Genomic DNA, 25776 nt, shown 5'->3' with positions numbered 1-25776 from the left:
GATTCCTTAATCCCGGACCTCCGCGCCAGCGGCGACTCAATTTTGGCGTGCGCTTTCAGGCATCCGACGGCCTGGGCTGCGCCTGGCCTGGGGCAGCTTCGGCGGGGGTCCCCGGAGCCGGGGCGGCATCCGCGGCAGGGGCAGGACGGTGGCGGGAGAGCCACAGCAGCAGGGCGCTGGCGACCCACCCGGCCACGAACACGGTGTCCCCGGCCCGGTTCAGCCAGGCGGATGCGGCCGGCATGCCGGTCACGGACAGCAGCAGGCCGGCTGGCAGCCGCGCCAGGATCCACAGTGCGACGGCGGGCATGCTGCCGTAGACGCCCAGCTGCCACCATTGGCCGGGAATGCGGTGGTGCCGTCCGGTGCGGCGCGGATTGCGCGATGCCACCTGAGTCTCCTGCCTCGCGCGCGGGAAAAGCGCCGCGGCGTCTGCGTTGCGGAAGTGCTTGCGGAGCGCCTGTCACGGGCTTCCGGCTGCAGCATAAGCCCCTCGCATCGGCGGCGGGACCGGCGCGGCGCGGGTTATGTGGGCCGCGCCACGGATCGTCACCGCGATTCAATTTTTTTGCATGAGGTGTCCGCAAACCGCGTCCGCGCCCGCCGCCGTTCTTTGCCAAACTGGAAGCCAGTACACAAACCGTTTGAAGGCGGTATTGCCATGCTTCCCTCGCTCTATATCTCCCACGGCTCGCCGATGCTGGCCATCGATCCCGGCCCCACCGGTGCCGCGTTCGAGGCGCTGGGCGCCCGGCTGCGCGCGCAGCGCCCGCGTGCGGTGCTGGTGATTTCGGCTCACTGGATCTACAGCACGCTGGCGGTCACCAGCCGCGAACGCCAGGAGGCCTGGCACGATTTCGGCGGCTTCCCGCGCGAGTTGTACGCCTTGCGCTACGACGCCCCGGGTTCGCCGGAACTGGCGGCGCGGGTGAAGGCGCTGGTCGAGTCGGCGGCGATTCCCGGCGCGGGCTTTGTCGGCCACGACGACGAGCGCCCGCTGGACCACGGCGCCTGGATGCCGATGCGCCACTTCTTTCCCGATGCCGACATGCCGGTGGTGCAGCTGGCGCTGAATCCCTACCTGGCGCCCGCGACGCAGATCGCGATCGGGCGTGCGCTGGCCCCGCTGCGCGATGAGGGCGTGTTGGTGCTGGCCTCGGGCAGCTTCACCCACAACCTGCAGGAAGTCTTTGGCGGCGGCCGGCGCGAGCAGCACGGTCCGCAGGCCGAGCCGTACGTCGAGGCGTTCCGCAAGTGGATGGCCGAGGCGCTGGACCAGGCCCTGGCCACCGGCGACACCCGCCTGATTGCGGACTACCGGGCCCAGGCGCCCTATGCGCGCCGGGCGCACCCGACCGACGAGCACCTGCTGCCGTTCTATGTGGCGCTGGGCGCGGCGCTCGGCCCGGAGGGCGCCGGCCCGGCGCTGACGGGGCCGGCCACGGTGTCGCGGGTGGCCGACGAGGTCACCTACGGCGTGCTGGCGATGGACAGCTTCGTGTTCGAGGGCATGGGCGCCGGGGCGCCGCTGCGCGCCGCGGCCTGAAAGGCTGAAGGCCTGGAGGATTACCGGCCCGGCGCGCGCGGCGGCAGGTAGCGCCGCGCCGAGCGCGCCCCAGCCAGCGCGATCCAGCCCATGGTCAAGGCCACCAGCGCCAGGCCGGCGCGCAGGTTGGCCAGGTGCGCCACGCCGCCGATCAGCACCGGGCCCAGCAGCAGCCCGACGTAGGCGAAGCGTGCCACGCGCGCAATCGCTTCCGCCGGCGCCACGCCGGGCAGCCGCGACGCGGCGACAAAGAAGATCGGCACCATATTGGCCGCGCCCAGCCCCATCAGCGCAAAGCCTGCCAGCGCGGCCAGCGGCAGCGGCACGGCCAGCGCCAGCGCAATGCCGGCAAAGCCGAGCCAGGCGCTGCCGGTCAGCGTGGCGCTGTCGCCCAGACGCGCGCGCAGGCGGTCGCCGCCGAAGCGCCCGCACGCCATGCCGCCCGAGAACGCGGCATAGCCCAGGCTGATCCAGCCGTCGGGCGCGCGTGCCACGTCGAGCATGTAGACGCTGGTCCAGTCGTACATCGCGCCTTCGCCGATCAGCCCGAGAAAGGCCAGCAGCCCCAGCAGCCATAGCGCCCGCACTGCATGGTCGCGATGGTGGGGCGCGGAAGGCGGCACCGGATGGTCGGCCAGCAGCCCCGGCAGCGTGGCCACCGCCACTGCCGCGGTCACGCCGGCCATCATGGCCGCATGCGCCAGCGGCGGCACGTCCCAGGCCAGCATCAGGCCACCAAAGCCCGCACCCGCCATGCCGCCCAGGCTGAACATGCCGTGCAGCGACGACATCACCGGCCGCGTGCGGCTGGCCTCGACCGTGGCGGCCTGCGCGTTCATGGCGACATCGAACGCCGCATTGGCCATGCCGAAGACCAGCAGCGCGGGCAGCAGCAGCCAGAACGACGGCATCGCCAGGATCGCCACCGTGGCCAGCGCGAACAGCAGCCCGCCGGCCATCGAGGCGCGCGCGCTGCCGGCGCGCGCCACCCAACGGCCGACCGGACCCATCGCCACGATGGCGCCGCCCGCCACCGCCAGCATCGCCAGCGACAGCATCGCGTCAGACAGGCCGAAGCGTGCCTTGATGGTGGGGATATGCACGCCCCAGGTGGCGAAGGTGGCGCCGTTGACGAAGAACAGCGCCATGGTGCCGCGCGTGGCGCGTGCGACCTGGCCGGCAGGCAGCGCGGCGGCGGACGCCGGCGAGCCGGTCATGGGCGGCCCGCCTCCACGCGCAGCAGCCCGCGCCGGTGCAGCGCGTAGCCGAACGCCAGCAGCGCGGCCAGCGCCAGCGCCAGCATTACCCACAGCATCAGCCAGTAGCCGCCGGCCGCGCGCCACAGCAGCGCGCCCAGCCACGGCGCCGCCGCCTGCATCAGCAGCACCGGCGTCATCATCAGCCCGTTGAGAGTGGCATAGTGGTGGCGCGAGATCAGCTCCGGCATCGCCATCGCGCGCAGCATGGTGTTGACGCCGTTGGCGCAGCCGTACAGCACGGCCGCCACCATCAGCCAGGCGCCATGCCCCAGCGCGAAGCACAGCAGGCCGACGCTCATCAGCGCATAGACCGGCAGCGACAGCCGCACCGGGTGGCGCACGCCCGCGCGCATCATCAGCATGCGGCCCACCACCTGGGCCGGCCCGATCAGCGCCGCGACCGCCAGTTGCTGCGCCACTGGCATGCCTTTCTCGGTCAGCATCGGGATCAGGTGCGCGCCCAGCAGCGACGCCACCACCGCGGTCGCGGTAAAGGCCAGCACCACCGCCCAGAACACCGGCTGGCGCAGCGTGGCGCGGGCAATGTCGCGGCCGCCGGCGGGGGCCGTGCCGGCGCCGGTGCCAGCGCCGGTGCCAGAGTAAGAGGGATGCAGGGCGTAGCGCATGCGCGCATGCAGCGGCGCGCAGACCAGCAGGTTCAGCAGGGCAAAGCCGACCAGGGTCGGGCGCCAGCCGACATGCAGCACCAGCCATTGCGCCAGCGGCACGAAAATCGTGCTGGCAAAGCCGGCCATCAGCGTGACCGCGACGATCGGCTTCTGGTACTGGTCGCCATAGGCCTGGCGCAGCACCACGAAGGCGGGCTCGTACAGCGTGGTCGCCATGGCCAGCCCGAGCGGCACCCACATCAGCAGGAACACGGACTGCGACGGCGTCCACGCCCACAGCAGCAGGCCCAGTCCGGCCAGCACCGAGCCCGCGCCCATCACCTTGCGCGCCGGCGCTCGGTCCAGCAGCCGCCCGACCGCGAACGAGCACAGCGCCCACACCAGCAGCCCCAGCGAATAGCCGCCCGCCAGGAAAGGCTTGGACCAGCCCAGGCTGCGGATCATCGGGTCGATGAAGACGGTGAAGGCGAAGAACAGCGTGCCCCAGGAGATGGTCTCGGTCAGGCCGAGGATCCACACCAGCCGGCGCGGCGGCGTGGCGGGCTGCGCGGGTCCGGCGCGGGCCGGGCTGGCGTCAGGTTCGGTGTCGGCAGCGTCCGTGCCGGGGCTGGCTTCGAGTGTGGTCATGGCGGGCCCGGCGGGGGATGGCCGCCACGGAAGCGGCGCGCCTGGGGCCAGTCGGAAATTGTAGCGATGCTGCGCGCCGGCTGCTCGCGGCGCACTGGCCGCAACGCGCGTTACTGTGCGGTCACCGGCGTGGGCGGCCCTTTCAGCTCGACCACGTTGCCGTCCGGGTCCTGCACATAGAGCGAGGGCCCCTTGCCTTCGGCGCCGAAGCGCTGCGCCACTTCGCCGGCGTCGACGCCATGCCGCGCCAGGCGCGCGCGCAGCGCCTGTGCGTCGAACGGGTCGATGCGCAGGCAGAAATGGTCGAGGTTGCGGCCCTGCGCGCCCGGACCGGCGCCGCCCGCGCGGCCCAGCGGGCCATCGAGCGTGACCAGGTCGATCAGGCTGGCACCGGCGCGCAGCTGGGTCAGGCCCAGGTCGGCCTGCTCGCGCTCGACGCTGCAGCCGAGCACGTCGACATAGAAGCGCCGCAGCGCGGCCACATCGGCGCTGCGCAACACCAGGTGGTCGATGCCGAGGATGCGGAAGGCCGCGTCAGTGGTGCAGTCCGTCATAGTCGATGATCTTGAGGTTATCCAGGTCGACATTGTCCAGGCAGCGCACATTGACCGCGGCCATCGGCTTGCCGTCCTTGTCCTGGCCGTCCGCGTACGGGCCGCAGCCGCACACCGGGCAGAAGCGGTGCGCGATCTTCATGGTGTTGAAGCGGTAGGTGGAGGCGTTGCTCTCCGGCGTCTCCAGCTTGAAGGACGCGCGCGGCACGAACCACAGCAGGTGGCCGCGCCGGCGGCAGATCGAGCAGTTGCAGCGGATCACGCTGGGGATGCTGTCGGCCTCGACCGCGAAGGCGATGTTGCCGCAATGGCAGCTTCCGTTGAAGGTCATGTCTATCTCCTTGCGACAGGGTCCGTTCGACCCGGGGATCACAGCAACGCTGCTGCGCCGCAATATGCCGGCACATTGTTTGGTTTTTGACAGTGTAGTCCGGTCACGGGTGCCACAATGCCGGCAAAAGACAACGACACGCGCGGCCGCCGCGCCCCATTCCCATCAAAGGAGACCCGCATGAGCGACACCCACGCGCCCGCACGCGCCACCTTCAGCCATATGGAACACGGCACCCGCGAAGACTGGGCCGCGATCTCGGCCGAGTTCAGGCCGTTCGCGCGCGCGCTGCCTGACCGCGTGCTGGTGCACCTGCGCCTGCTCGATGGCGACTGCGGCGGCTTTCCCGTGGACCGGCTCACGCATTCGCTGCAGACCGCGACGCTGGCCCACCGCGACGGCCAGGACGAGGAATACGTGGTCTGCGCGCTGCTGCACGATATCGGCGATACGCTGGGCAGCTTCAACCATCCGGACATCGCCGCCGCCATCCTCAAGCCCTTCGTCAGCGCCGAGAACCTGTGGATGGTGGAAAAGCACGGCGTGTTCCAGGGCTACTACTTCTTCCATCATCTCGGCCTCGACCGCGACCTGCGCGAGCAATACCGCAGCCAGCCCGAGTTGTTCGAGCGCACCGCGGAGTTCTGCCGCAAGTACGACGCCGCCGCCTTCATGACCGACTACGACACGCTGCCGCTGTCGTTCTTCGAGCCGATGGTGCGCAGGGTGCTGTCGCAGCCGAAGCACTCGATGTATGTGAAGCCCGGGGAAACGACGCTGGCGCAGGCGTAAGCCAACGACTGACCCGTACCGATTGTGTTCCCCTCTCCCCGCATGGGGAGAGGGCAGGGTGAGGGGTGGTTTGGCTAGGCACCACGCCTCGAGAGACTCCTGCCCTCTCCCCCGGCTCCTCTCCCGCAAGCGGGAGCGGGGAGCAAACAGCGGGATTCGCAAAAAGCTCGCGCCGTCAGGCCGCCCGCTGCGCCGTCTCCGGATGCCGGAACTGCTCCAGCAGTTTCGCCCAGCGCGCCCGCACCGCCTTAAGGTTGTTTTCCTTTACATGGCCGAAGCCGCGGATATCGTCGGGCAGGTTGGCCAGCGCCACCGCGGTGTCGTGGTTGGCGGCATTGAGCCCCGCCACCAGTTCATCCAGCAACGCACGGTACTCGCCGATCAGCGCGCGCTCGGTGCGGCGCTCTTCGGTCTTGCCGAAGATGTCGAAGATGCCGCCGCGCAGCCCCTTCAGTTTCGCCAGCACGCGGAACAGCTTCATCGTCGACGGGCCGAACTTGCGCTTGACCAGCTGGCCCTTGTCGTCGCGCTTGGCGTTCAGCGGCGGCGCCAGCCAGAAGTTGAGCTGGTAGTCGCGTCCGGGCTCGCCCTCGAACTGCGCGTGCAGCTTGTCCAGGAAGGCCGGGTCCGTATAGAGGCGCGCCACTTCGTACTCGTCCTTGTACGCCATCAACTTGGCCAGGTTGCGTGCCGCGGCCTCGGTCAGCGGCAGGGCCTTGCCGCTGCCCAGCAGCGCGCTCTCGGCCGCGCGCACGCGCTCGATCGCTTCGCGGTAGCGGCTGGCATAAGCCGCATCCTGGTACGCCGTCAGGTGTTCCACGCGGCGCGCGATCAGCTTGTCGAGCAGGGCGCCGGTCGACGCCGGCAGCTTGACCACGGCCGCGCCTTCAGCGGTGCTCCTGAGCTTGCCGCTCAGCGACAGCACGTGCTCCGGGTCGTGCGCCATATGGCGGCCCCAGTCGAACGCGGCCTTGTTCTTTTCCACCGCGACCCCGTTCAGCTCGATGGCGCGCTCCAGCGCCTGCAGCGTCAGCGGAATCCAGCCCTTCTGCCAGGCGTAGCCGAGCACCAGCGGGTTGGTGTAAATGGCATCGCCCAGCAGCGCCACGGCCAGGCCCGACGCATTGATGAAGTCGCACTTCTCGCCCACGGCATTGCGCACGTCCTGCTCGGCCGACAGGCCCGGGAACTGCCACTTCGGGTTCTTGATAAAGTCGGCGGTCGGGGTTTGCGCGGTGTTGACCACGGCGCGGGTGCGGCCGGCCTGGGTCTTGGAGATGACCTCGTCGCTGGCCGAGACGATGGCATCGCAGCCGATCACCAGGTCGGCCTCGCCCATGGCGATGCGGGTGGCATGCAGGTCGTCGGGGCGCGCGGCCAGCTGCACGTGCGACAGCACCGCGCCGCCTTTCTGCGCCAGCCCGGCCATGTCGAGCACGGTGACGCCCTTGTTCTCCAGGTGCGCGGCCATGCCGAGCAGGCCGCCGATGGTCACCACGCCGGTGCCGCCGACGCCGGTCACCAGGATGCCGTAGGCCCGGCGGATCGCCGGCAATTGCGGCTCAGGCAGCGGCGGCAGGCTGTCCATCGACACGCCATGCTGCTCGGGCTTGCGCACCTGCGCGCCCTCGGCCGTGACGAAGCTGGGGCAGAAGCCGTTCAGGCACGAGAAATCCTTGTTGCACGACGACTGGTTGATCTGCCGCTTGGTGCCGAACTCGGTTTCCAGCGGTTCCACCGACAGGCAGTTGGACTTGACCGAGCAATCGCCGCAGCCCTCGCACACCGCATCGTTGATAAAGGCGCGGCGCGGCGGGTCTTCCATGGTGCCGCGCTTGCGGCGGCGGCGCTTCTCGGTGGCGCAGGTCTGGTCGTAGATCAGGATGGTGCAGCCGGGCACTTCGCGCAACTCGCGCTGCACGCGGTCGAGCTGGTCGCGGTGATGGATGTCGATGCCCTGCGGCAGCTTGATCGCCGCGTTGTATTTTTCGGGCTGGTCGCTGACGATGACGATCTGCTTCGCGCCCTCGCTGTGCACCTGCCAGGCGATGTCCTGCACCGACAGCTGGCCGTCGACCGGCTGGCCGCCGGTCATCGCCACCGCGTCGTTGTAGAGGATCTTGTAGGTGATGTTGACGCCCGCGGCGATCGACGCGCGGATCGCCAGCAGGCCGGAGTGGAAGTAGGTGCCGTCGCCCAGGTTGGCGAACACATGTTTGTCGCCGGCAAACGGTGCCTGGCCGATCCACGCCACGCCTTCGCCGCCCATCTGGCTGAAGGTGCTGGTGCTGCGGTCCATCCACACCGTCATGTAGTGGCAGCCGATGCCGGCAAGCGCGCGCGAGCCCTCGGGCACGTTGGTCGAGGTGTTGTGCGGGCAGCCCGAGCAGAACCAGGGCTTGCGCTCGGCCTTCTGCTGGCCCGTCCCTTGGCCCACCACGCGCGGCGTGGCCAGCGCCTTTTCCTTGGCCTCGATGATGGCCAGGCGCGCGGTGATGCGCGCGCGCACGTCGACCGGCAGGTCGAACTTGTCCAGGCGCGTGGCGATGGCCTTGGCGATGATCGACGGCGACAGCTCATAGTGTGCCGGCAGCAGCCAGTGGCCCTGCGGGATCGACCATTCGCCGCCGGCGTTGTCCTTCTCGTCGAACTTGCCGTAGACCTTGGGACGGACATCGTCGCGCCAGTTGTACAGCTCTTCCTTGAGCGCGTACTCCATGATCTGGCGCTTCTCTTCGACCACCAGGATTTCCTGCAGGCCCTCGGCAAAGGCGCGCGCGCCATGCGCCTCGAGCGGCCACACGCAGCCCACCTTGTACAGCCGGATGCCGATCTGCGCGCAGGTGGCATCGTCCAGGCCCAGGTCGGCCAGCGCCTGGCGCGTGTCCAGATAGGCCTTGCCGCCGGTCATGATGCCGAAGCGCGCATGCGGCGAGTCGATCTCGATCCGGTCCAGCCGGTTGGCGCGCACATAGGCCAGCCCGGCGTACCACTTGTAGTCGAGCAGCCGCGCTTCCTGCTCCAGCGGCGGATCGGGCCAGCGGATGTTGAGGCCGCCCGGCGGCATGATGAAGTCGCCCGGCAGCGCGATCTGCACGCGGTGCGGATCCAGTTCGACCGAGGCCGACGATTCGACCACGTCGGTCACGCACTTCATCGCCACCCATAGCCCGGAGTAGCGGCTCATGGCCCAGCCGTGCAGGCCGTAGTCCAGGTACTCCTGCACGTTGGACGGATACAGCACCGGCAGGCCGCAGGCCTTGAAGATGTGCTCGGACTGGTGCGCCAGCGTCGACGACTTGGCCGAGTGGTCGTCGCCGGCCAGCACCAGCACGCCGCCGTGCTGCGAGGAACCCGCCGAGTTGGCGTGCTTGAACACGTCGCCGGTGCGGTCCACGCCCGGCCCCTTGCCGTACCACATGCCGAAGACCCCGTCGAACTTCGCATCGGGGTACATGTTGACCTGCTGCGAGCCCCATACCGAGGTGGCGGCGAGGTCTTCGTTCAGGCCGGCCTGGAACACGATGTTGTGCGCGGCCAGGTGCTTCTTGGCCTTCCACAGCGACTGGTCCAGCGCGCCCAGCGGCGAGCCGCGGTAGCCCGAGATAAAGCCGGCGGTGTTGAGCCCGGCGGCGTGGTCGCGCTCCTGCTGCAGCATCGGCAGGCGTACCAGCGCCTGCGTGCCGCTGATATAGATGCGGCCGCGTTCGAGCGTGTATTTGTCTTCGAGGGAAACGTTGGCGAGCGCCTGGCGGATGGCGTCGCTGACCGGCGAGGTCAGGGGGGCATTCATGCGTGCTCCTCTATGGGCGTGCTGTCGGGATCACCGAAACCTGCAGTTGTGGGCAACCGCCGCGTCGCCTCTTGTGAAGGCTCGGGGTGGCTGTGTCTCTGCGCGGCATGGTAGCACCGCCACAAAATGGGCGGTACCTTGCAATGCAGCACAAAGCGTGCCGGTTGTGGGCGTGATTTCCCGTATCGACAGGGCTTGGCGTGTACACTGCGTTGCATCGAGATCGCCGGCGCCGAAGCCCGGCCGTCTCCCAAGCGTCATATCTGTGTTGCCATCCTGGTGCAACCGGACCTCTTGACCGCCCGCGCCGGTGCGCGGCTTGCCAGCGAATATCCGAACATGACCAATTCCCCCCGCCAGGGCACCGCGACCCTGGCCGTGCTGATCGACGCCGACAACGCGGCGCCCGCCATCGTCGAAGGCCTGCTGGCCGAGGTCGCCAAGTACGGCGTGGCAGCCGTCAAGCGCATCTACGGCGACTGGACCCGGCCCAACCTGGCCGGCTGGAAGGAGCGGCTGCTGTCGCACTCGATCCAGCCGATCCAGCAGTTCCGCTACACCGTCGGCAAGAACGCGACCGACAGCGCCATGATCATCGACGCCATGGACCTGCTCTACACCGGGCGCTTCGATGGCTTCTGCATCGTCTCCAGCGACAGCGACTTCACCCGGCTGGCCTCGCGCATCCGCGAGCAGGGCCTGACGGTGTACGGCTTTGGCGAGCGCAAGACGCCCAAGCCGTTCGTCACCGCCTGCGACAAGTTCATCTATTCCGACGTGCTGCGCGCCGAAGTCGACACCGACGGCGCCGACGGCACCGACGGCGCGGCCGCGCCCACGCGCAAGCGCAGTACCGGCGAGCTGCGCCAGGATTCGCGCCTGGTGCGCCTGCTGCAGAACGCGGCGCAGGCGGTGTCGGACGAAGACGGCTGGCTGACGCTGGGCAGCATGGGCAACCACATCGCCAAGCAGGCGCCGGAATTCGACTCGCGCAACTATGGCTACGGCAAGCTTTCTGAACTGGTGCTGGCCACCGGCCTGTTCGAGGTGGAAACGCGCAACGGCGGCAATAACAAGACCATCTGGGTGCGGCTGAAGAAGCGCGCCAAGGGCGGCGAGCCGCAGCAGCAGCGTGCGCCGCAACCGCCCGCGCCGCACACGGAGCCGGCGCGTCGCCAGCCCGCGCCGGCGCCGGCCGAAGCGCCGGAACCTGCGCGGGGCGTCGAGCCGCTGCCCACGCCGGAGACCGTTACCCCCGAACCCGAGGCCCCGGTGCCAGCCGAGCCGCCTTTTGTCGCGGCCGATGCGGTGCAGGCCGAGCCTGAGCCGCAAGCGGTGCCGCCGCTGGAAGCGGCGCCGCAGCCCGATCCGCAGCCCGCGTCGGGCAACCCCGGCGGCGCGCGCAAGCGCGCGGCGCGCCGGCCCGAGGTGACGCTGAGCGAGACGCCGTGGCCGATCGATCAGTCCGTATTCGCGGCGCCGGGCACGACCGTGCTGACGGCTACGGTGGAAGCGGAGCCGCAACCGGCCGCTGCTGAAGCGGAAGCCGCACCGGCACCGGCTCCTGCGCGCAAGACGCGCAAGCGTCCGAGCAAGAAGGCAGAGTAAAGCGCGCCTTACCGCACCAGCTGGTTGATCTCGATGATCGGCATCAGCACCGCCAGCACGATCAGCAGCACCACCACGCCCATGGTCAGGATCAGCAGCGGTTCCAGCAGGCTGGTCAGGAACAGCGTGCGCCGTTCCAGTTCCTGCGCTTCGCCCTGCGCGGCGCGGTCCAGCATTACCGGCAGGTTGCCGGTGGCTTCGCCCGAGCGGATCAGGTGCACCAGCACCGGCGGAAACTGGTTCTGCGCCGCCAGCGCGCGCGCCAGTGAGGCGCCTTCGCGCACGCGGGTGTTGGCGTCTTCCACGTTGGCGCGCAGCGCCTCGTTGGTCAGGGTCTCGCCGGCGGCCTGCAGGCTGCGCAGGATCGGCACCCCCGCGGACACCAGGATCGCCAGCGTGCCGGCAAAGCGCGCGGTGTTGTAGCCGCGCACCAGCTTGCCCAGCAGCGGCGCGGTCAGCAGCCAGCGGTGCCATTCCAGCCGCACCGCGGGCTGGCGCAGCAGCCGGCGGATGCTGAACGCGGCCACCGCGATCACAGCCAGCGCGGCCCACCACCAGTTGCGCACGAAATCCGACAGCCACAGCATGACGATGGTCAGCGTGGGCAGCTTCTGCTTGGTATTGGCGAACACGCTCACCACCTGCGGCACCACGTACGACAGCAGGAAGATCACGATCGCGAACGCCACCACCGTGACGATGGCCGGATAGGTGAAGGCGAGCCGGATCTTCGAGGTCAGTGTGTTGCGCGACTCGATATAGCCGGCCAGCCGCTCCAGCACCACGCCCAGGTGGCCGGAGTGCTCGCCGGCCGAGACCAGCGCGCGATAGATGTCCGGAAAATCGCGTGGATGCTGCGCCAGCGCCACCGACAGCGCGCTGCCGCCCATCACCTCGGCGCGGATGCCGGCCAGCAGTTCATGCACGTAGGGGCGCTCGGCCTGGTCGGCCAGCGCGCCCAGCGCCTCGTCCAGCGGCAGTCCGGCGACGATCAGGCTGGCCAGCTGGCGCGTGAACAGCGCCTGCTCCTGCGTCGACAGCTTGCGCGCGAGCAGCTGGCTGCCGCGGCGTGGCGCCAGCCCGGCGCCGGCGAGCGCGTCGACGGTGAGCGGCGTCAGCCCGCGCGCGCGCAACTGGGTGCGGGCCTGGCGCGCGCTGTCGGCTTCGATCACGCCGCGGTCGGTCTTGCCGGCGGCGTCGGCGGCTTCATAGCGGAAAGCTGGCATGCGGGCGGCTCCGCGTCAGTCGCGCGTGACGCGCAGCACTTCCTCGAGCGAGGTCGCGCCGCTGTCGATCCAGCGCTGCGCGTCGCCGCGCATGGTGTGCATGCCGTGCGCCAGCGCCACCTGCTTGATTTCCGATTCGGGCGCCTGGCGGTGGATCATGGTGCGGATCTCGTCGTCGACTGTGAGCAGCTCATAGACGCCCATGCGCCCCTGGTAACCCGACTGGCTGCACTTGTCGCAGCCGACCGGATGCCAGACGGTCTGCAGCGGCTTGCCTTGCGCTTGCAGCACGTCGGCCTCGGCTGGCGTGACCTCGATCACTTCCTCGCGCTTGCAGTGCGGGCACAGGCGCCGTACCAGCCGCTGCGCCAGCACCCCCAGCAGCGACGACGACAGCAGGAACGGCTCGATGCCCATGTCGACCAGTCGCGTCACCGCCGAGGCCGAGTCGTTGGTGTGCAGCGTGGCCAGCACCAGGTGGCCGGTCAGCGACGCCTGCACCGCGATCTGTGCGGTTTCCAGGTCGCGGATCTCGCCGATCATGACCACGTCCGGGTCCTGGCGCAGGATCGCGCGCAGGGCCTTGCCGAAGGTCATGTCGATGCGCGGGTTGACCTGGGTCTGGCCGATGCCGTCGAGGTCATACTCGACCGGGTCTTCCACCGTCATGATGTTGGTGGTGCGTGCATCCAGCCGCGACAGCGCGGCATACAGCGTGGTGGTCTTGCCCGAGCCGGTCGGCCCGGTCACCAGCACGATGCCGTGCGGCTGGCGGATCAGGTGGTCGAAGCCGCGCAAAGTGTCGGGCGCCATGCCCAGCTTGGCCAGGTCCAGCCGGCCGGCTTCCTTGTCGAGCAGGCGCAGCACCGCGCGCTCGCCGTGGCCGGTGGGCAGCGTCGAGACCCGCACGTCGACCGGCCGCCCGCCCACGCGCAGCGTGATGCGGCCGTCCTGCGGCAGGCGTTTTTCGGCAATGTCGAGCTGCGCCATGATCTTGATGCGCGAGATCAGCGCGCCGTGCAGCGCCTTCTTGGGCCGCACCACGTCGCGCAGCGTGCCGTCGACGCGGAAGCGCACCACCGACGACGATTCGAACGGCTCGATATGGATATCCGAGGCGCCTTCGCGCGCGGCCTGCGTCAGCAGCGCATTGATCATGCGGATGATCGGCGCATCGTCTTCGGATTCCAGCAGGTCTTCCACGGCGGGAATGTCCTGCATCAGGCGCGACAGGTCGACCTCGCCCTCGACCTCGCCCACCACCTGCGCGGCGCTGCCGTCCTGGCGGTTATAGGCGTCGGACATGGCATGTTCCAGCGCCTCGGGCTCGAGCACGCGCAGGCGCAGCGCGCCGTGCACGCGCGCCACTTCGGCCAGCGCCGTGGGCGAGGTGGCGCGGCTGACCCACACCTCGAGCCCGTCGGGACGCTGGTGCGCGATCAGCAGCGGCGCCTCGCGCGCAAAGCCGTAGGAGACCAGCCGCGCCGCCATCGGCGACGGCGGCTCGAGCTCGGCCGGCGGGTTGATCCCGGCGCTGCCGGTGGCAGGGGCGGAGAGGGCGGTTTGGACTTCGCTGGCCATGACGGGCCTCAGTACGGGAGTGCGGCTTCGCCGCGCTGGTTGAGCGGCTGCGGGACGCTCACCGGCGCTTGCGGCGCGGGTTGGGGCGCGGGTTGCGGGACCGGTTCGGGCACCGGTTGCGGGACCGCCTGCAGCGGCTGTGGCTGACCCGGCACGCCGGGCTGCGGCGCGCTCTGCGGCAGCGTCTGGGGCAACGGCAGCGGGCCGGCCACCGGGCCGTTGGTGCGTGGGTTGACGAACGGCGTGGTGGGCGCGTCGGCCGGCGGCAGCAGCGGCGTGTTGGTGTCCCGCACCATGATGTTAGGCGATACGAAGCCCTGCTGCTGCGCGCGCATATAGTCGTAGCGGTCCGCGGTCAGGCGGTCGGTGGCGCCGGCCGTGCGCATCACATAGGGCCGCAGGAACACCAGCAGGTTGGTCTTCGTGCGGTTCTTGTTCTCGTAGCGGAACAGGCCGCCGATCAGCGGGATGTCGCCCAGCAGCGGCACCTTCTGCACGCCATCGCCATAGTTGTCCTCGATCAGGCCGCCCAGCACGATGATCTGGCCGTCGTCGACCAGCACGTTGGTCTCGATCGAACGCACATTGGTGGTCGGGCCCTGGATCAGGTTGGCCGTTGCCTGCACCACGTTCGACGATTCCTGGAAGATCTGCATCTTCACCAGCCCGCCGTCGGTGATCTGCGGCTTGACGCGCAGCGTGATGCCGACGTCCTTGCGGTCGAAGGTCTGGAACGGCGTGACCGAGGCCGCGCCGCCGGTCTGGGCGTAGGAGCCGGTGGTGATCGGGATGTTCTGGCCGATCAGGATCTTGGCTTCCTCGTTCTCCAGCGTGATCAGGTTCGGCGTGGACAGCAGGTTGACGCTGCCGTTGGTACCCAGCGCGCGCAGCAGCGCCCCCAGCCCCATGGCGCGGTTGACGATGCCCAGGTTCAGGCCGCCGATGTCCTGCACCAGCCCCTGCGCCGCGGCAATGCCGGCGGTGCGGTTGCTGTCGGCCAGCGCCCCGGCCAGGGTCAGGTTCAGGATGTTCTGTCCGCCGGTGCCGAAGTTGGTGCCGGCAAAGACGTTGTTGTTGCCGCCGGGGGAACTGATCAGGCCCTGCCACTGGATCCCCAGTTCGCTCGCCTGGGTGGCGGTCACCTCGACGATCATCGACTCGATGTAGACCTGCGCGCGGCGCGCGTCGAGGTCGTCAATCACGCCGCGCAGGTTGCGGTAGACCGGTTCGCTGGCGGTGATGATCAGCGAGTTGGTGGAGGGGTCCGCCTGGATGATGCCGCCCGTGGTCGGCTGCGTGGTGGTGCCGAACGAGGCCGCGAAGGCCGAGTTGCCATAGGCGCCGCCGGTGCCGCCCCCGGTGCCGGTGCCGCCGCGCATGCCGGTCTGGGCGGTGGTGGCGCCGCCGGTGAACTGGCCGCCGGTCGGCGTCGAGACATTGGTCATGCCCGCCGCGCCGCCGATGCCGGCGGCCTGCCCTCCGGGCTGGGTGGTGGTGGCGAAGCTGCTGTCGGCGGCGACGATGGCGCGCAGCGTGGCGGCCAGCTTGATCGCATCCGCGTTCTTCAGCGGCACCACCCAGATGTTGCCGGGGCGCGCATAGGGCTGGTCGAGCTTCTCGATCAGCTGGCGCGCCTGCTGCAAGCGCGCGCGGCTGGTGGCGCGGATCATCAGCGAATTGCTGCGCGGCTCGGCCACCACCGAGGTGCGCAGGCTGGCATCGACAGCCGCGGCACCGCCGCCGCCGGTGGCACCCGCGGCGCCCGGGTCCAGCAGGCGCTGCAGCACCGCCGCGGTGTCGCTGGCCAGTGCGTGCTTGAGCGGCACCAGTTCGACCTCGCCCGAGGCCGGCGCATCGACCGCGGCGATGATGCGGGCGATGCGGCGCAGGTTGTCGGCGTAGTCGGTGATGACCAGCGTGTTGTTGGCCGGATAGGCGGTGATGGTGTTGTTGGGCGCGATCATCGGCCGCAGCACCGGCACCAGGTTGTTGGCCGACTCGTAGTTCAGCCGGAACACCTGTGTCACCACCTGGTCGCCGCGGCTGGGGCTGCCGCCGATCACGGTGGGCGAGCCCTGCAGCTTGGCGTCGGCCTCGGGCACGACCTTGGTGAAGCCGTTGCTCTCGACCATGGCATAGCCTTGCATGCGCAGCACCGAGCCCAGCGTCTGCAGCGCCTGCGCGCGCGACACCGGCTGTTCGGTGACGAGGTTGACGGTGCCCTTCACGCGCGGGTCGATGACGAAGTTCTTGCCGGTGGCCTGGCCGACCGCCTTGATCACGGAGTCGAGGTCGGCGTTGACGAAATTCAGCACCACCTGGTCGCGATTGGCGGGCGTTACGTCGGGCGGTGCCGGCAGAGTGCCTTGGGTACGCGAGGCCGGCGCCCCGGGCTGGGCCCACAAGGGCGCGGGCGCCAGCAAGGAGAGCCCGCAAAGCAATGCCACGGCGCGGGCGCAGGCGGTCTTGAAAACAGGTCGATTGGCGTGGGTGGTCATAGTCATTTCCGTGGGCTGTGCGCTCTGCGTGGCATCAGAAACGCAGCCTAGTCACATTGTTGTCTCGTCGTCCCAGCAGGCTCAGCAAGCTGGTCAGCTGCGTCGCGGCCTCGGGTTCGGCATGCGCGGTACCTTCGAAGCGCGCCTGCCGCCCGAGTGTGCCGCTGCCCTCCAGGTGCAGCGGACCATCGATGGTACTCAGCTGCAGCTTGCCGCCGCCTGCGCCGGTCCAGTCGATCTCGGCGCGGTAGCTGCCGAGCGGGCGCAGCCGGCTGACCGCGGCCGATACCTGCTCGACGCGCAGCGTCATATGGCCGGTCATGCCCTGGCCGGAAAAGCGGCCCTGCAGCGTGGACCAGTCCACCCGCATCAGGCCGTCCGGGCGCAGCGTGTTGAACGGCGCGCCCACGCCCTCGAGCAGCGACGCGGGCAGCCGCATCGCCCCCGACTGCGCGGTCCAGCCGCCCGGCGTCGCGGTGACCGCGACCGGCGCGGCCATGGCCTCCGAATGGGTCAGCACCAGCCGCGCGCGGCCGGTCAGCAGCGGCCAGAATGCCAGCGTCCAGTGCAGCCGGCCGGGCAGCACGGTCGCGGTCTGGCTGCCGGCACCGGCGGACAGCGCCAGCGTGGCACTGCCGCGCCACAGCGAGCCGCTGGCATCGGCCAGCAGCACGCGTCCCTGCGTCTGCGTGGCGACGCGCGTGGCGATCCATGTCGCCGGCAGCATCGCCACCGTGGTCACCGCGGCCGTGGCCAGGCCCAGCCCGAGCCAGCGCAGGCGCCGCGCGGCGGCCGGCTGGCGCAGCGCGCGCCGCGGCAGGCGCAGGGTTTCCAGCCGCACCATCAGCTGCGGCCACCCGGACCCTGCAGGGTCGCGGTTACGTTCACCAGCGCCGTGGCACCGACATAGACCACGCGCGCATCGATCACCTTCATGCGCTGCTGCTGGCGCACGTCCTGCAGCCAGGTGCTGACCGCCCCGAACGGAACCTTGTCCAGCTGCACCTGCACGCTGTTGTCGGCGGCGGCCGCCAGCCGGGTCGCTTTCAGGCCGTACTGGCCCAGGCTTTCCTGCAGCGCCTGGGTCAGTTCATCGCCGCGCAGCGACGGCGCCGGCGTGGCCTTGAGGCCGCGGGCTTCCTGCGCCAGGGTTTCCATCTCGGCCAGGTCGGCGCGCAGCTGCGGCAGGTTGCGTGCGGCGCGTTCACGGCCATCGGCGGCCGGCTCCCACAGCAGCAGGTAGCCGAGCACCAGTGTCAGCACCGCGGCGCCGCCGCCCAGGATGGCCTGCTCGCGCGGGTTGCGCGCCGACCAGAAGGCGTCGAAGCGTTCCCGCCACGCCTGCGGCACCGACGGGCGCAGCCGCGCCATGCGCGTGCGCAGCGTGGCGGCGCCGCGGCGGGCGGCGGGCGAAGGGCTGCGGGTTGAGTCTTTGAATGGATTCATGTCGGGCGTGCGCCGGTCACAGGCCGGGCTTGATGGTCCAGCGCGAGCCGGGTGTCACAGGCGTGCCTGCGCTGGAGCCGGTGCTGCCCGCGGCATTGCCGGCCTTGTCCTCTTCCATCTGCAGCCCCGCCTGGCGCGTCGCGCTGCGCAGGCCGGCGGTGTCGGTGCCGGGCTTGAGCGTCACCACCAGCATGCGGCCGCGGTACTCGAGCGCCTGCAGCGCATCCGGCGGCAGCCGGCGCGCGGCCTGGGCGAAGCGGTCGGCCAGCGGCAGGAAGTCATCTGGGGTGCTGCGTCCGCTGGCGATGCGCAGCTGCTCGACCTGCCGGCGCATCTGCAGCGGGGCGTCGATCACCGTCGGCGTCTGCGGGAAGGTGCCGCGCAGCGTCTGCGCCTGCGCGGCTTCGAGCCGTTGCTGTTCATTGCGCAGCAGCAGCCAGTGCGCGTTCATGCCGATCAGCTGGACCAGCACCAGGCCCGCCACCAGCGCCAGCGGCAGGCGCCACGCCACCAGGTTCCAGCGGTCGGCGCGGCCCTGCGCGAATTCGAACTGCGCCAGGTCCAGCCCGGGCTCGCGCAGGCATTCCTGCGCACCGTCGATCCACAGCCGCCAGCCGGTGCGACCGGCCTGGCGCAGGCCAGGCACCGGCGCCATCGCAGCGGCGTCGGCATCGGCATACCAGCTGCCTTCAGGCGCCAGCGCCTGCCACGCGGCCAGCGCGTCGTCGCCCAGCAGCAGGCCGTATCCGGCGTGCGCACCGGTGCGCACGGTCAGCTGCCATTGGCGTGCGCTGCTGCTGGCGGTGTCCGGCAAGGCTTCGCCCAATGCATCGCCGAGGGCACCGCCTTCGGCCAGCGCACTGGCGGCGGCCTCGACCACCAGCGTGGCCGGCTGCACCGCGACCGGCGTCTTGCCCGGCGGCGCCAGCGTCGGCTCGGCGCCGGCTTCCTCTTCTTCTGGGGCGGTCAGCGGCACGCACAGCTGCGCGGCCAGCACGTGGCGGCGGCGATGGCGGTGCTCGGCAAAGGCATCGAGCACCGCGCGCAGCCAGGCGCGGTCCGCCACCATCAGCAGGCGCTGGCGCGGCCCGCGCGCGGACGTGGCGCCGTCGAGGGCGGGGCCGATGCCGATATGGCAGGGCTGCGCGTCGGTGGCCAGGGCGTCCTCGACCAGGTTGGGCAGCGCCTGCTTCAAACGCGCGGGCGGCAGCGGCGGCACGCTGGCGCTAGTCAGCAGTACGTCGCTCGCGGCCAGGATCAGCACCAGCCGCTCCGCCGCGGGGAGGTCGGCGATGCGGGCGTGGCCTTCTCGCAACACTTCCGGCGCGGCACGGGGCAAGCCGCGCCGCGCGGCATCGGCCGCCGCCGTGCGCACCAGCGCAAACGGCAGGGCGCCGAACTGCCACGGTTGCGGCTGGTCATGCGGCCGGTGCGGCAAGCGCACGTACAGAGTGGTGCTCAAGGTGTCCTTGCTTTGGCTTCAGTAGAACGGCTCGATAAGGCGCATGGCCCATGGGGATGCGCCCGGGAACGCCCCGGCGCAGGAAACTTGCCGGAGTGCGGGGATGCCGGCGGGCGGCCTGGGAGGCCGATCGGCGGCGAGCGGGCTGGTGTCAGGCTCGCGCCAGCGCCGCAGCATACCTTGCCTGCGTGACAAAATCGCGTCAATACCATTCTCCCCGGTTGCTCCGGTGTGCTGTTTTCATATGTGCGCCAGGCCGCCTTGCCATGCTCAGCGCAGGTCCGGCAGCCGGTCCGCGTCCTGGATCCAGACCACGCGGGTGGTATTGGACGCACCGAGCGGTTCGCCGCGGTAGATCAGCGACACCTGCAGCCGGCTGGCGCGCTCGTGCCGCACCAGCCCGTAGACCAGGAAATAATGCGAGCGCACGTCGAGCAGGTTGCCCAGGTTGCCGCTGCTCGCCTGCGGCGCCAGCGCGGACAGCTGCGTCTGCAGGTTGCCGATGTTGTTGAAGTAGGCGCGGTCGCGCTGGCGCACCAGCTCGCGCGCGCGTTCCAGCGGCAGCTTGTCGATCATCGCGGCCAGCACCTCGGCCTCGGCGGTGTTGGCGTTGACCAGGGTGCGCTCGGGCAGCACGATCACGAAGGGCTCCAGCACCGCAACCATCTCGGGCGTGTAGCCGGGCAGCGCCAGCAGGCCCTGCACGCTGTCGAGCGGGCGCGGCGCCTGCCGGCCCGTGCCCTCGCCGCCGTGGCCACCCTGCGCGGCCTGCAGCATGTGGCGCGCGGTGGTCTCCGCCAGCGCCGGGTTCAGGCCCACGGTGCGCAGCAGCCGGCCATAGGCCGCCTGCGCCGACTGGTCGATATTGGCGACGCGCCCGGCCGGCGCGCCCTGGCCGCCGGTGGCGGACCATGTCACCAGGTTGGCAAGGTTGAAGCGCGCCTGCGCATCGAGGATGCGCCCGGACAGGAACGAGGTCTCGCCCGCGACGTCGGTGCGCAGCGACGCGCCCAGGAAATCCGACAGGCGGGTCTCGGCGATCGGCACCGCCCACGGCTCGCCCAGCTCGTCGACATTGCTGCGGCGCTGGTCGTCGCGCAGGATCAGCCGCGCCCAGTCGACCGCGGCGCGCTCGATCCAGGTGGCCTGGGCCAGCAGCCGCTGGTTCTCGATGGCGCGGATCTGCACCTGCTGCCGCCACAGCATGCCCGACACCACCACCACGGCCAGCGTCACCATCAGCAGCGCGGTAACGACGGCGGCGCCGCGGGCGCGGCGCACAGGCTGGAAGCGGAAGGGGCGGCGTGCGTGCGTCATAGCCCCGACATGCAGATCTTCTGGAACTGCCGCGGCGCGTCGCCGTCGCCCATGCGGGCGAGGATGGTCAGTTCCACCGCGCGCACCGCGGTATTGGGCACCGCCGCGCCGACCTCCGACGCTTGCACCGCGCTGGCCGCGTTGCCGCTGAACAGCACGTTGCGGATGCGGTTGCTGTCGGCCTGCCAGCCGCCCGGTTCGACCCAGGCGCGCGCGCTCATGCCGTCGACGTTGCCCAGCACGCGCCGCACCTGCGCGTCGTTGCCACCGCCCTGGCGCAGCGCCAGCAGCGACGACTGCAGCGCGGCGCGGTTGTTCACCGGCGGCGCGGCCACGCGCACCAGCGTGTTGCCGTCAAGCTGGTACGACAGCGCCTGCCATGCCGGCGCCTGGCCTTCGTCGCGGCGGTCGCGCACCATCAGCACGCGGTTCTGGCCGATCTCGACCGGGCTGCCCTGCAGCAGCGTGGGGTTGGCCAGATGCTCGCAATCGGCCTGGAGCTGGCCGTACAGCACCTTCAGCGCATCCAGCCGGGTGTCATGGTCGATCAGCCGTTCGCGGCCGCGCGTCAGGCTGTCCAGCGCGCGCCAGCCGATCACCGCCATCACCGCCAGCAGCGTGATGGCGACCAGCATTTCCAGCAGCGTGAAGCCGCCGGCGGATCGGCGCCCGCGCCGGCGCTCAGAGCACGTTGCGGATTTCATTGGGAACGATGGTGACAAGCCACGCCAGCCGCACCGACTTGTCGGTGGCCGACGGATAGACCGCGATCTCGACGCGGCGGAACACCGGATTGGGCGTGGCCGACACGGATTGCTCGCAGTACAGCGGCGTGCCGCCCTGCGGGCAGGCATAGCCGCTGACGCCGGGCTCGGGCCAGGTCTTGGCCAGGCGCAGCGCGGCCAGGTGGTTCTCGGCGCTCCATTCGGCCAGCATGCGGGTCTGCAGCGACGCGCTGGCATCGACCATCGAGCCCATCGCGCGCATCGCCGCGGTCAGCGCCACCGCCAGGATGGTCAGCGCCACCAGCACTTCGATCAGCGTGAAGCCGGCCGCGCGGGCGCGCCGGCGTGCGGGCAAGCGCGGGCGAGTCATGGCGTGCTGGCGAAATAGCGGCCGCTGCCGTCGCCGGCCACGTCGACGCGGATATCGCCGCGCACCAGCACCAGCCGCTGCGGGGCATCGATCAGCTCGCGCCCGAAAACCAGCCGCGGCGGGCTGCTGGTGCCGGTGCTACGGCCGCCTTCGGCGACGATGACCTGGTCCAGCGCAAGGCGCCAGGTGCCAGGCGCGAACACGTCGGTGCGCAGGGGGATCCAGCCATTGGGAGTCGATTCGAGGAAGCGCCAGCCGCCGGCGTCGCCTTCCCAGGCGATCGGGCGCGCGCCCAGCTGCGCTTCTTCCTGCGCCAGCTCGAACAGCCGCGCGATGCGCTGGCCGTCGTCAAGTACGCGGCCGCGCTCGTTGGGCGAGGCATTGACCGCGACCAGCGAGATCACGATGCCGGCGATCACCATCACCACCAGCAGTTCCAGCAGCGTAAAGCCGGAGTGCCGCTGCCGGGGGGCGCGGCGGCGCGGCGCCGTGGTCATCAGGGAAGCGGCAAGGGCGGGCGGCAGGGGTGTTTACTCCCAGTTGCCGATATCGGCGTCGTTGGCGTTGCCGCCGGCCTGGCCGTCAGCACCGAAGCTGAACACGTCGATTTCGCCGCGCACGCCGGGGTTCAGGTATTGATACGGATGGCCCCACGGATCCTTGGGCAGCTTTTCCAGGTAGCCGCCGCCCTTCCAGTTGTTGGGCACCGGCTCGGTGGTAGGCTTGGCCACCAGCGCGCCCAGGCCTTGCTCGGTGGTCGGATAGCGGCTGTTGTCGAGGCGGTACAGCTTGAGCGCCTGCATGATCGACGAGATATCCTGTCGCGCCGCGACGATGCGGGCTTCGTCCGGACGGCTCATGATCTTGGGCACCACCAGTGCCGCCAGCACGCCGAGGATCACGATCACGACCATGATCTCGATCAGGGTAAAGCCGCGCGCGCGGCGGGCAGGACGGGCGGGACGGACAAGCTGGGAAGTGAATCTGCGCATTGTTGGTAAGACCTCGTTGCTGGAATGGCGGGACCGCGCCAGAGCGCTGGCGGGGCCGGGTTCGCCAATCAGTATAACCGGCGCCTTATGACTCTTTTATGGGCAGCCCGGGATGGGGCTGCAGCGAAGTCTGTTGTGAATCACAATGGTGGCCGGCGCTTTTTGGCGAATCCCGAACCGTAACATGCCGGGAAAAATATAACTTGCATACAGGATGCATCTTTTTTAACATGACGCCACGATGCAACTGACCCGCTTCTCCGACTATGCGCTGCGCCTGTTGATGTACGTCGCCCGTGGCGATGGCAGCCGGCCGATCACGATCGCCGAGGTCGGCCAGCAGTTCGGCATCTCGCACAACCACCTGGTCAAGGTGGCGGCGCGGCTGTCGAAGCTGGGCTGGGTCAGCGCCACGCGCGGCCGCCATGGCGGCCTGCAGCTGGGGCCCGGCGCCGAGCGCCTTACCATCGGCACCATCCTGCGCGAGCTGGAAGGGCACCGGCCGGTGATCGACTGCGACAACCCGCCCTGCGCGCTGAACGGCAACTGCCACCTGAAGCGCGCGCTGGACGTGGCCGAGCAAGCCTTCTACCGCGCGCTCGACGACGTGACGCTGGCCGATGTCACCGGCAGCCACACCGCCGAATCGATCATCCGCCTGCATCGTGATTTCCTGAACCGGCGTTCGGCCTGAGCGGAGGAATCCGCGCGTGGCCGTCGAATGCCGGTTTTTTGTTGTCCAAAAACATGCATCTAATTTGCATGAATAAAACGGAGTGATACCTGATGCTGTCCGCCGCTTCCCGCCCCTATATCGATGCAAGCGTGCCCGTGCTGCGCGAGCATGGCCTGGCCATCACCACGCATTTCTACCGCGAGATGTTCGCCGACCGGCCGGAGCTGACCCAGCTGTTCAACATGGGCAACCAGGCCAACGGCAGCCAGCAGCAGTCGCTGGCGTCGGCCGTGTTCGCCTACGCGGCCAATATCGACAACGCGGCGGCGCTGGGTCCTGTGGTCGAGCGCATCGTGCACAAGCATGCGGCGGTGGGCATCACGCCCGCACACTACCCGATCGTCGGCCGCCATCTGCTCGGCGCCATCTCCGCGGTGCTGGGGGAAGCCGCCACGCCGCCGCTGCTGGCGGCCTGGGACGAGGCCTACTGGCTGCTGGCGGGCGAGCTGATCGCCGCCGAGGCGCGCCTGTACCAGCGCACCGGCGTGGCCGCCGGCGAACTGATGCCGGTGCGCGTGGTGCGCCGCGAGGCGCAGGGCGGCCAGGTGGTGGCGCTGACGCTGGCCGGGGCCGACGGCCAGCCGCTGCGTGAGTTCCGCCCCGGCCAGTACATCAGCGTCGAGGCGCGCCTGGACGACGGCACGCGCCAGCTGCGCCAGTATTCGCTGTCGGCCGAGGCCGGCCTGCCGACCTGGCGCATCTCGGTAAAGCGCGAGGACGGCGACCAGGCCACGCCGGCCGGCGCGGTGTCCAACTGGCTGCACGCCAACGCCCACGAGGGCGCCGAGCTCAAGGTGAGCGCGCCGTTCGGCGAGTTCACGCCGGTGCTGGAAAGCCGCCGGCCGCTGGTGCTGCTGTCGGGCGGGATCGGCATCACGCCGATGCTGTCGGTGCTGCGCACGCTGGCCGCGCAAGGCTCGCAGCGGCCGGTGCTGTTCGCCCACGCCGCCCGCGACGGCCACCACCATGCCCATCGCGCCGACCTGCAATGGGCGCGCGAGCGCCTGCCAGGGCTGGTCACGCACATCAGCTATGAGTTCCCGCAGGCGGAAGACGCCGCCGGCCGTGATTACGACCACGCCGGCACCATGCCGCTGGGCGAGATGCTGCGCCAGCCCGGGCTGCAACGCTTCATCGATGGCCGCTTCTACCTGTGCGGGCCGCTTGGCTTCATGCAGGCGCAGCGTCACGCGCTGCTCAGCGCGGGCGTGCCGGTGGCGCATATAGAGCGCGAAGTGTTCGGTCCCGACCTGCTGGACGACCTGCTGTAAGCGTCCCGGCCGGGCCGGCGGCAGTAGCCGGCCCGGCAGACAGCGTCATGGGGCTCTGGTACGCTTGGCGCGTCCGCGCTCTCGCGCCATGACCCGCCGCGGCGGGTATCCACGGTCCCGATCCATGCAATTGTCCCTTCGGCCTTCGTTCCGCTTCGATGCCTCCGCGCTGTGGCTGCCGCGCCTGGCCAGCGTGGCGCTGTTTATCGCGCTGTGCGCGCTGGTCACCTATTGGGTGCTGACGTTCAGTGCGATGCGGACCATCCCGGTGCCCAAGAGCGCGCGCGTGGCGCAGACCGAGGCGGTCGAGACCGGCGCGATCGCGACGCTGTTCGGCGGCTCGGCCCAGGCCGGCCCCAGCAATGTGCAACTGCTCGGCGTGGTGGCCGAACTCGGCGGTGGCGCCAGCGCGGCGATCGTCTCCATCGATGGCGCCCCGGCCAAGGCGGTGCGCATGGGTGCCGACCTGGCGCCGCAGATCCGGCTGGTGGAAGTGCGCCAGCGCGGCGTGGTGATCGAGCGCAATGGCGTGCGCCAGGAGATTGCCCTGCCGCTGCAGGCGGCTGCCACGCGCGGTGCGCCGCGTGCCGCCAGCCCGCTGCCGACACCGCCCGCCGGCGCGGCGGCACCGATGGCAACGCCCATGCCGCCGCCGGCGCAGGCCGCTGCCCAGCCCGCCCCGGCCCAGCCGCCGCGCGGCCAGCCGCCAGGGCAACAAGCCCAGCCGCAGCCGCAAGCCCAGCCCCAGGTCCAGCCTCAGCCTCAGCCTCAGCCTCAGCCTCAGCCTCAGCCTCAGCCTCAGCCACAACCGGTCCAGCCGGCACCATCGGTCCAGCCGGCCCAGCCCCAGCCCCAGCCCGTCGATCCGCGCCAGTATCAGCCCGGAATGTCGCCCGAGGCGGCGGATGAAGGCCAGATCGTGCCGAAAGCGCAGCCCTAGGCTACCGGCGCATCGAATATTCGTGCTTGCTTGCGTTCCCTTACGGCGCTCCGGGCTTTCTGTGAGGCGGGTA

23 protein-coding genes are annotated in these 25776 nt (G+C 70.3%); 6 read left to right on the top strand and 17 right to left on the bottom strand.

Features of this window, described 5'->3' with window-relative positions; genetic code table 11:
* Positions 1-55: 55 nt before the first annotated feature.
* On the bottom strand, positions 56-391 hold the full coding sequence (locus ACEI37_RS26450; RefSeq protein ID WP_373378757.1) for a hypothetical protein: 336 nt from the start codon (positions 389-391) through the stop codon (positions 56-58).
* Positions 392-661: 270 nt separating this feature from the next.
* On the opposite strand from ACEI37_RS26450, the gene ACEI37_RS26445 reads away from it, so the two are divergent.
* Complete coding sequence (locus ACEI37_RS26445) at positions 662-1546, top strand: class III extradiol ring-cleavage dioxygenase (RefSeq protein WP_373378756.1); 885 nt, start codon at positions 662-664, stop codon at positions 1544-1546.
* A gap of 20 nt (positions 1547-1566) precedes the next feature.
* On the opposite strand, the gene ACEI37_RS26440 is transcribed toward ACEI37_RS26445, so the two are convergent.
* From ACEI37_RS26440 to ACEI37_RS26425, 4 genes are all read right to left on the bottom strand, one after another.
* The gene (locus ACEI37_RS26440) at positions 1567-2763 is read right to left on the bottom strand and encodes an MFS transporter (RefSeq protein ID WP_373378755.1); all 1197 of its coding nucleotides are present in this window, start codon (positions 2761-2763) and stop codon (positions 1567-1569) included.
* On the bottom strand, positions 2760-4061 hold the full coding sequence (locus ACEI37_RS26435) for an MFS transporter (RefSeq protein WP_373378754.1): 1302 nt from the start codon (positions 4059-4061) through the stop codon (positions 2760-2762). The genes ACEI37_RS26440 and ACEI37_RS26435 overlap by 4 nt, the downstream gene beginning before the upstream one ends.
* 110 nt (positions 4062-4171) lie before the next feature.
* Positions 4172-4615, bottom strand: a complete 444-nt coding sequence (locus tag ACEI37_RS26430; RefSeq protein ID WP_373378753.1) for a VOC family protein — start codon at positions 4613-4615, stop codon at positions 4172-4174.
* Positions 4596-4946 carry a GFA family protein gene (locus ACEI37_RS26425; protein ID WP_373378752.1) on the bottom strand — a complete coding sequence of 117 codons (351 nt, stop codon included), beginning with the start codon at positions 4944-4946 and terminating at the stop codon, positions 4596-4598. The genes ACEI37_RS26430 and ACEI37_RS26425 overlap by 20 nt, the downstream gene beginning before the upstream one ends.
* Before the next feature lie 180 nt (positions 4947-5126).
* On the opposite strand from ACEI37_RS26425, the gene ACEI37_RS26420 reads away from it, so the two are divergent.
* The gene (locus ACEI37_RS26420; RefSeq protein WP_373378751.1) at positions 5127-5738 is read left to right on the top strand and encodes an HD domain-containing protein; all 612 of its coding nucleotides are present in this window, start codon (positions 5127-5129) and stop codon (positions 5736-5738) included.
* 175 nt (positions 5739-5913) lie between these two features.
* Here the strand turns inward: ACEI37_RS26420 and ACEI37_RS26415 are convergent, their stop codons facing one another.
* On the bottom strand, positions 5914-9531 hold the full coding sequence (locus ACEI37_RS26415; RefSeq protein WP_373378750.1) for an indolepyruvate ferredoxin oxidoreductase family protein: 3618 nt from the start codon (positions 9529-9531) through the stop codon (positions 5914-5916).
* A gap of 339 nt (positions 9532-9870) precedes the next feature.
* Here ACEI37_RS26415 and ACEI37_RS26410 point away from each other — a divergent pair, with 339 nt between their 5' ends.
* Positions 9871-11139: an NYN domain-containing protein gene (locus ACEI37_RS26410; protein WP_373378749.1), complete on the top strand. Its 1269-nt coding sequence runs from the start codon at positions 9871-9873 to the stop codon at positions 11137-11139.
* 8 nt (positions 11140-11147) lie between these two features.
* Here ACEI37_RS26410 and gspF read toward each other — a convergent pair whose 3' ends face one another.
* From gspF to gspG, 11 genes are all read right to left on the bottom strand, one after another.
* Entirely contained in the window at positions 11148-12365 is a 1218-nt protein-coding gene (gene gspF, locus ACEI37_RS26405) for a type II secretion system inner membrane protein GspF (RefSeq protein ID WP_373378748.1), read from the bottom strand.
* A 15-nt stretch (positions 12366-12380) separates the two neighbouring features.
* Positions 12381-13856 carry a type II secretion system ATPase GspE gene (gene gspE, locus ACEI37_RS26400; RefSeq protein ID WP_373380322.1) on the bottom strand — a complete coding sequence of 492 codons (1476 nt, stop codon included), beginning with the start codon at positions 13854-13856 and terminating at the stop codon, positions 12381-12383.
* 98 nt (positions 13857-13954) lie between these two features.
* Positions 13955-16444 (bottom strand): type II secretion system secretin GspD, encoded by a 2490-nt coding sequence (gene gspD, locus ACEI37_RS26395; protein ID WP_373378747.1) that lies wholly within the window; start codon positions 16442-16444, stop codon positions 13955-13957.
* 34 nt (positions 16445-16478) lie between these two features.
* On the bottom strand, positions 16479-17288 hold the full coding sequence (locus ACEI37_RS26390; RefSeq protein WP_373378746.1) for a type II secretion system protein N: 810 nt from the start codon (positions 17286-17288) through the stop codon (positions 16479-16481).
* The gene (locus ACEI37_RS26385; RefSeq protein WP_373378745.1) at positions 17288-17890 is read right to left on the bottom strand and encodes a type II secretion system protein M; all 603 of its coding nucleotides are present in this window, start codon (positions 17888-17890) and stop codon (positions 17288-17290) included. Before ACEI37_RS26385 ends, ACEI37_RS26390 begins: the two co-directional genes overlap by 1 nt.
* 16 nt (positions 17891-17906) lie before the next feature.
* Positions 17907-19352: a type II secretion system protein GspL gene (gene gspL, locus ACEI37_RS26380; protein ID WP_373378744.1), complete on the bottom strand. Its 1446-nt coding sequence runs from the start codon at positions 19350-19352 to the stop codon at positions 17907-17909.
* Between the two features lie 270 nt (positions 19353-19622).
* Positions 19623-20669 carry a type II secretion system minor pseudopilin GspK gene (gene gspK / locus ACEI37_RS26375; RefSeq protein WP_373378743.1) on the bottom strand — a complete coding sequence of 349 codons (1047 nt, stop codon included), beginning with the start codon at positions 20667-20669 and terminating at the stop codon, positions 19623-19625.
* Positions 20666-21373, bottom strand: a complete 708-nt coding sequence (locus ACEI37_RS26370; RefSeq protein ID WP_373378742.1) for a type II secretion system protein J — start codon at positions 21371-21373, stop codon at positions 20666-20668. Before ACEI37_RS26370 ends, gspK begins: the two co-directional genes overlap by 4 nt.
* Positions 21351-21764, bottom strand: coding sequence for a type II secretion system minor pseudopilin GspI (gene gspI, locus ACEI37_RS26365; RefSeq protein WP_373378741.1), 414 nt, complete (start codon positions 21762-21764; stop codon positions 21351-21353). The genes ACEI37_RS26370 and gspI overlap by 23 nt, the downstream gene beginning before the upstream one ends.
* On the bottom strand, positions 21761-22261 hold the full coding sequence (locus ACEI37_RS26360; RefSeq protein ID WP_373378740.1) for a GspH/FimT family pseudopilin: 501 nt from the start codon (positions 22259-22261) through the stop codon (positions 21761-21763). Before ACEI37_RS26360 ends, gspI begins: the two co-directional genes overlap by 4 nt.
* Positions 22262-22294: 33 nt before the next feature.
* Positions 22295-22756, bottom strand: coding sequence for a type II secretion system major pseudopilin GspG (gene gspG, locus ACEI37_RS26355; protein WP_116383761.1), 462 nt, complete (start codon positions 22754-22756; stop codon positions 22295-22297).
* Between the two features lie 241 nt (positions 22757-22997).
* Between gspG and ACEI37_RS26350 the strand changes: the two genes are divergently transcribed.
* The 3 genes from ACEI37_RS26350 (at position 22998) to ACEI37_RS26340 (ending at position 25703) form a co-directional block, all read left to right on the top strand.
* Positions 22998-23450, top strand: coding sequence for an Rrf2 family transcriptional regulator (locus ACEI37_RS26350; protein WP_092316581.1), 453 nt, complete (start codon positions 22998-23000; stop codon positions 23448-23450).
* A gap of 92 nt (positions 23451-23542) precedes the next feature.
* Complete coding sequence (locus tag ACEI37_RS26345; RefSeq protein ID WP_373378739.1) at positions 23543-24763, top strand: globin domain-containing protein; 1221 nt, start codon at positions 23543-23545, stop codon at positions 24761-24763.
* A gap of 124 nt (positions 24764-24887) precedes the next feature.
* Positions 24888-25703, top strand: coding sequence for a type II secretion system protein N (locus tag ACEI37_RS26340; protein WP_373378738.1), 816 nt, complete (start codon positions 24888-24890; stop codon positions 25701-25703).
* Positions 25704-25776: the final 73 nt, after the last annotated feature.

The organism is Cupriavidus nantongensis, assembly GCF_041726985.1.
Lineage (GTDB): Bacteria > Pseudomonadota > Gammaproteobacteria > Burkholderiales > Burkholderiaceae > Cupriavidus > Cupriavidus nantongensis_A.
This window is presented reverse-complemented; position numbering and strand designations above follow the sequence as displayed.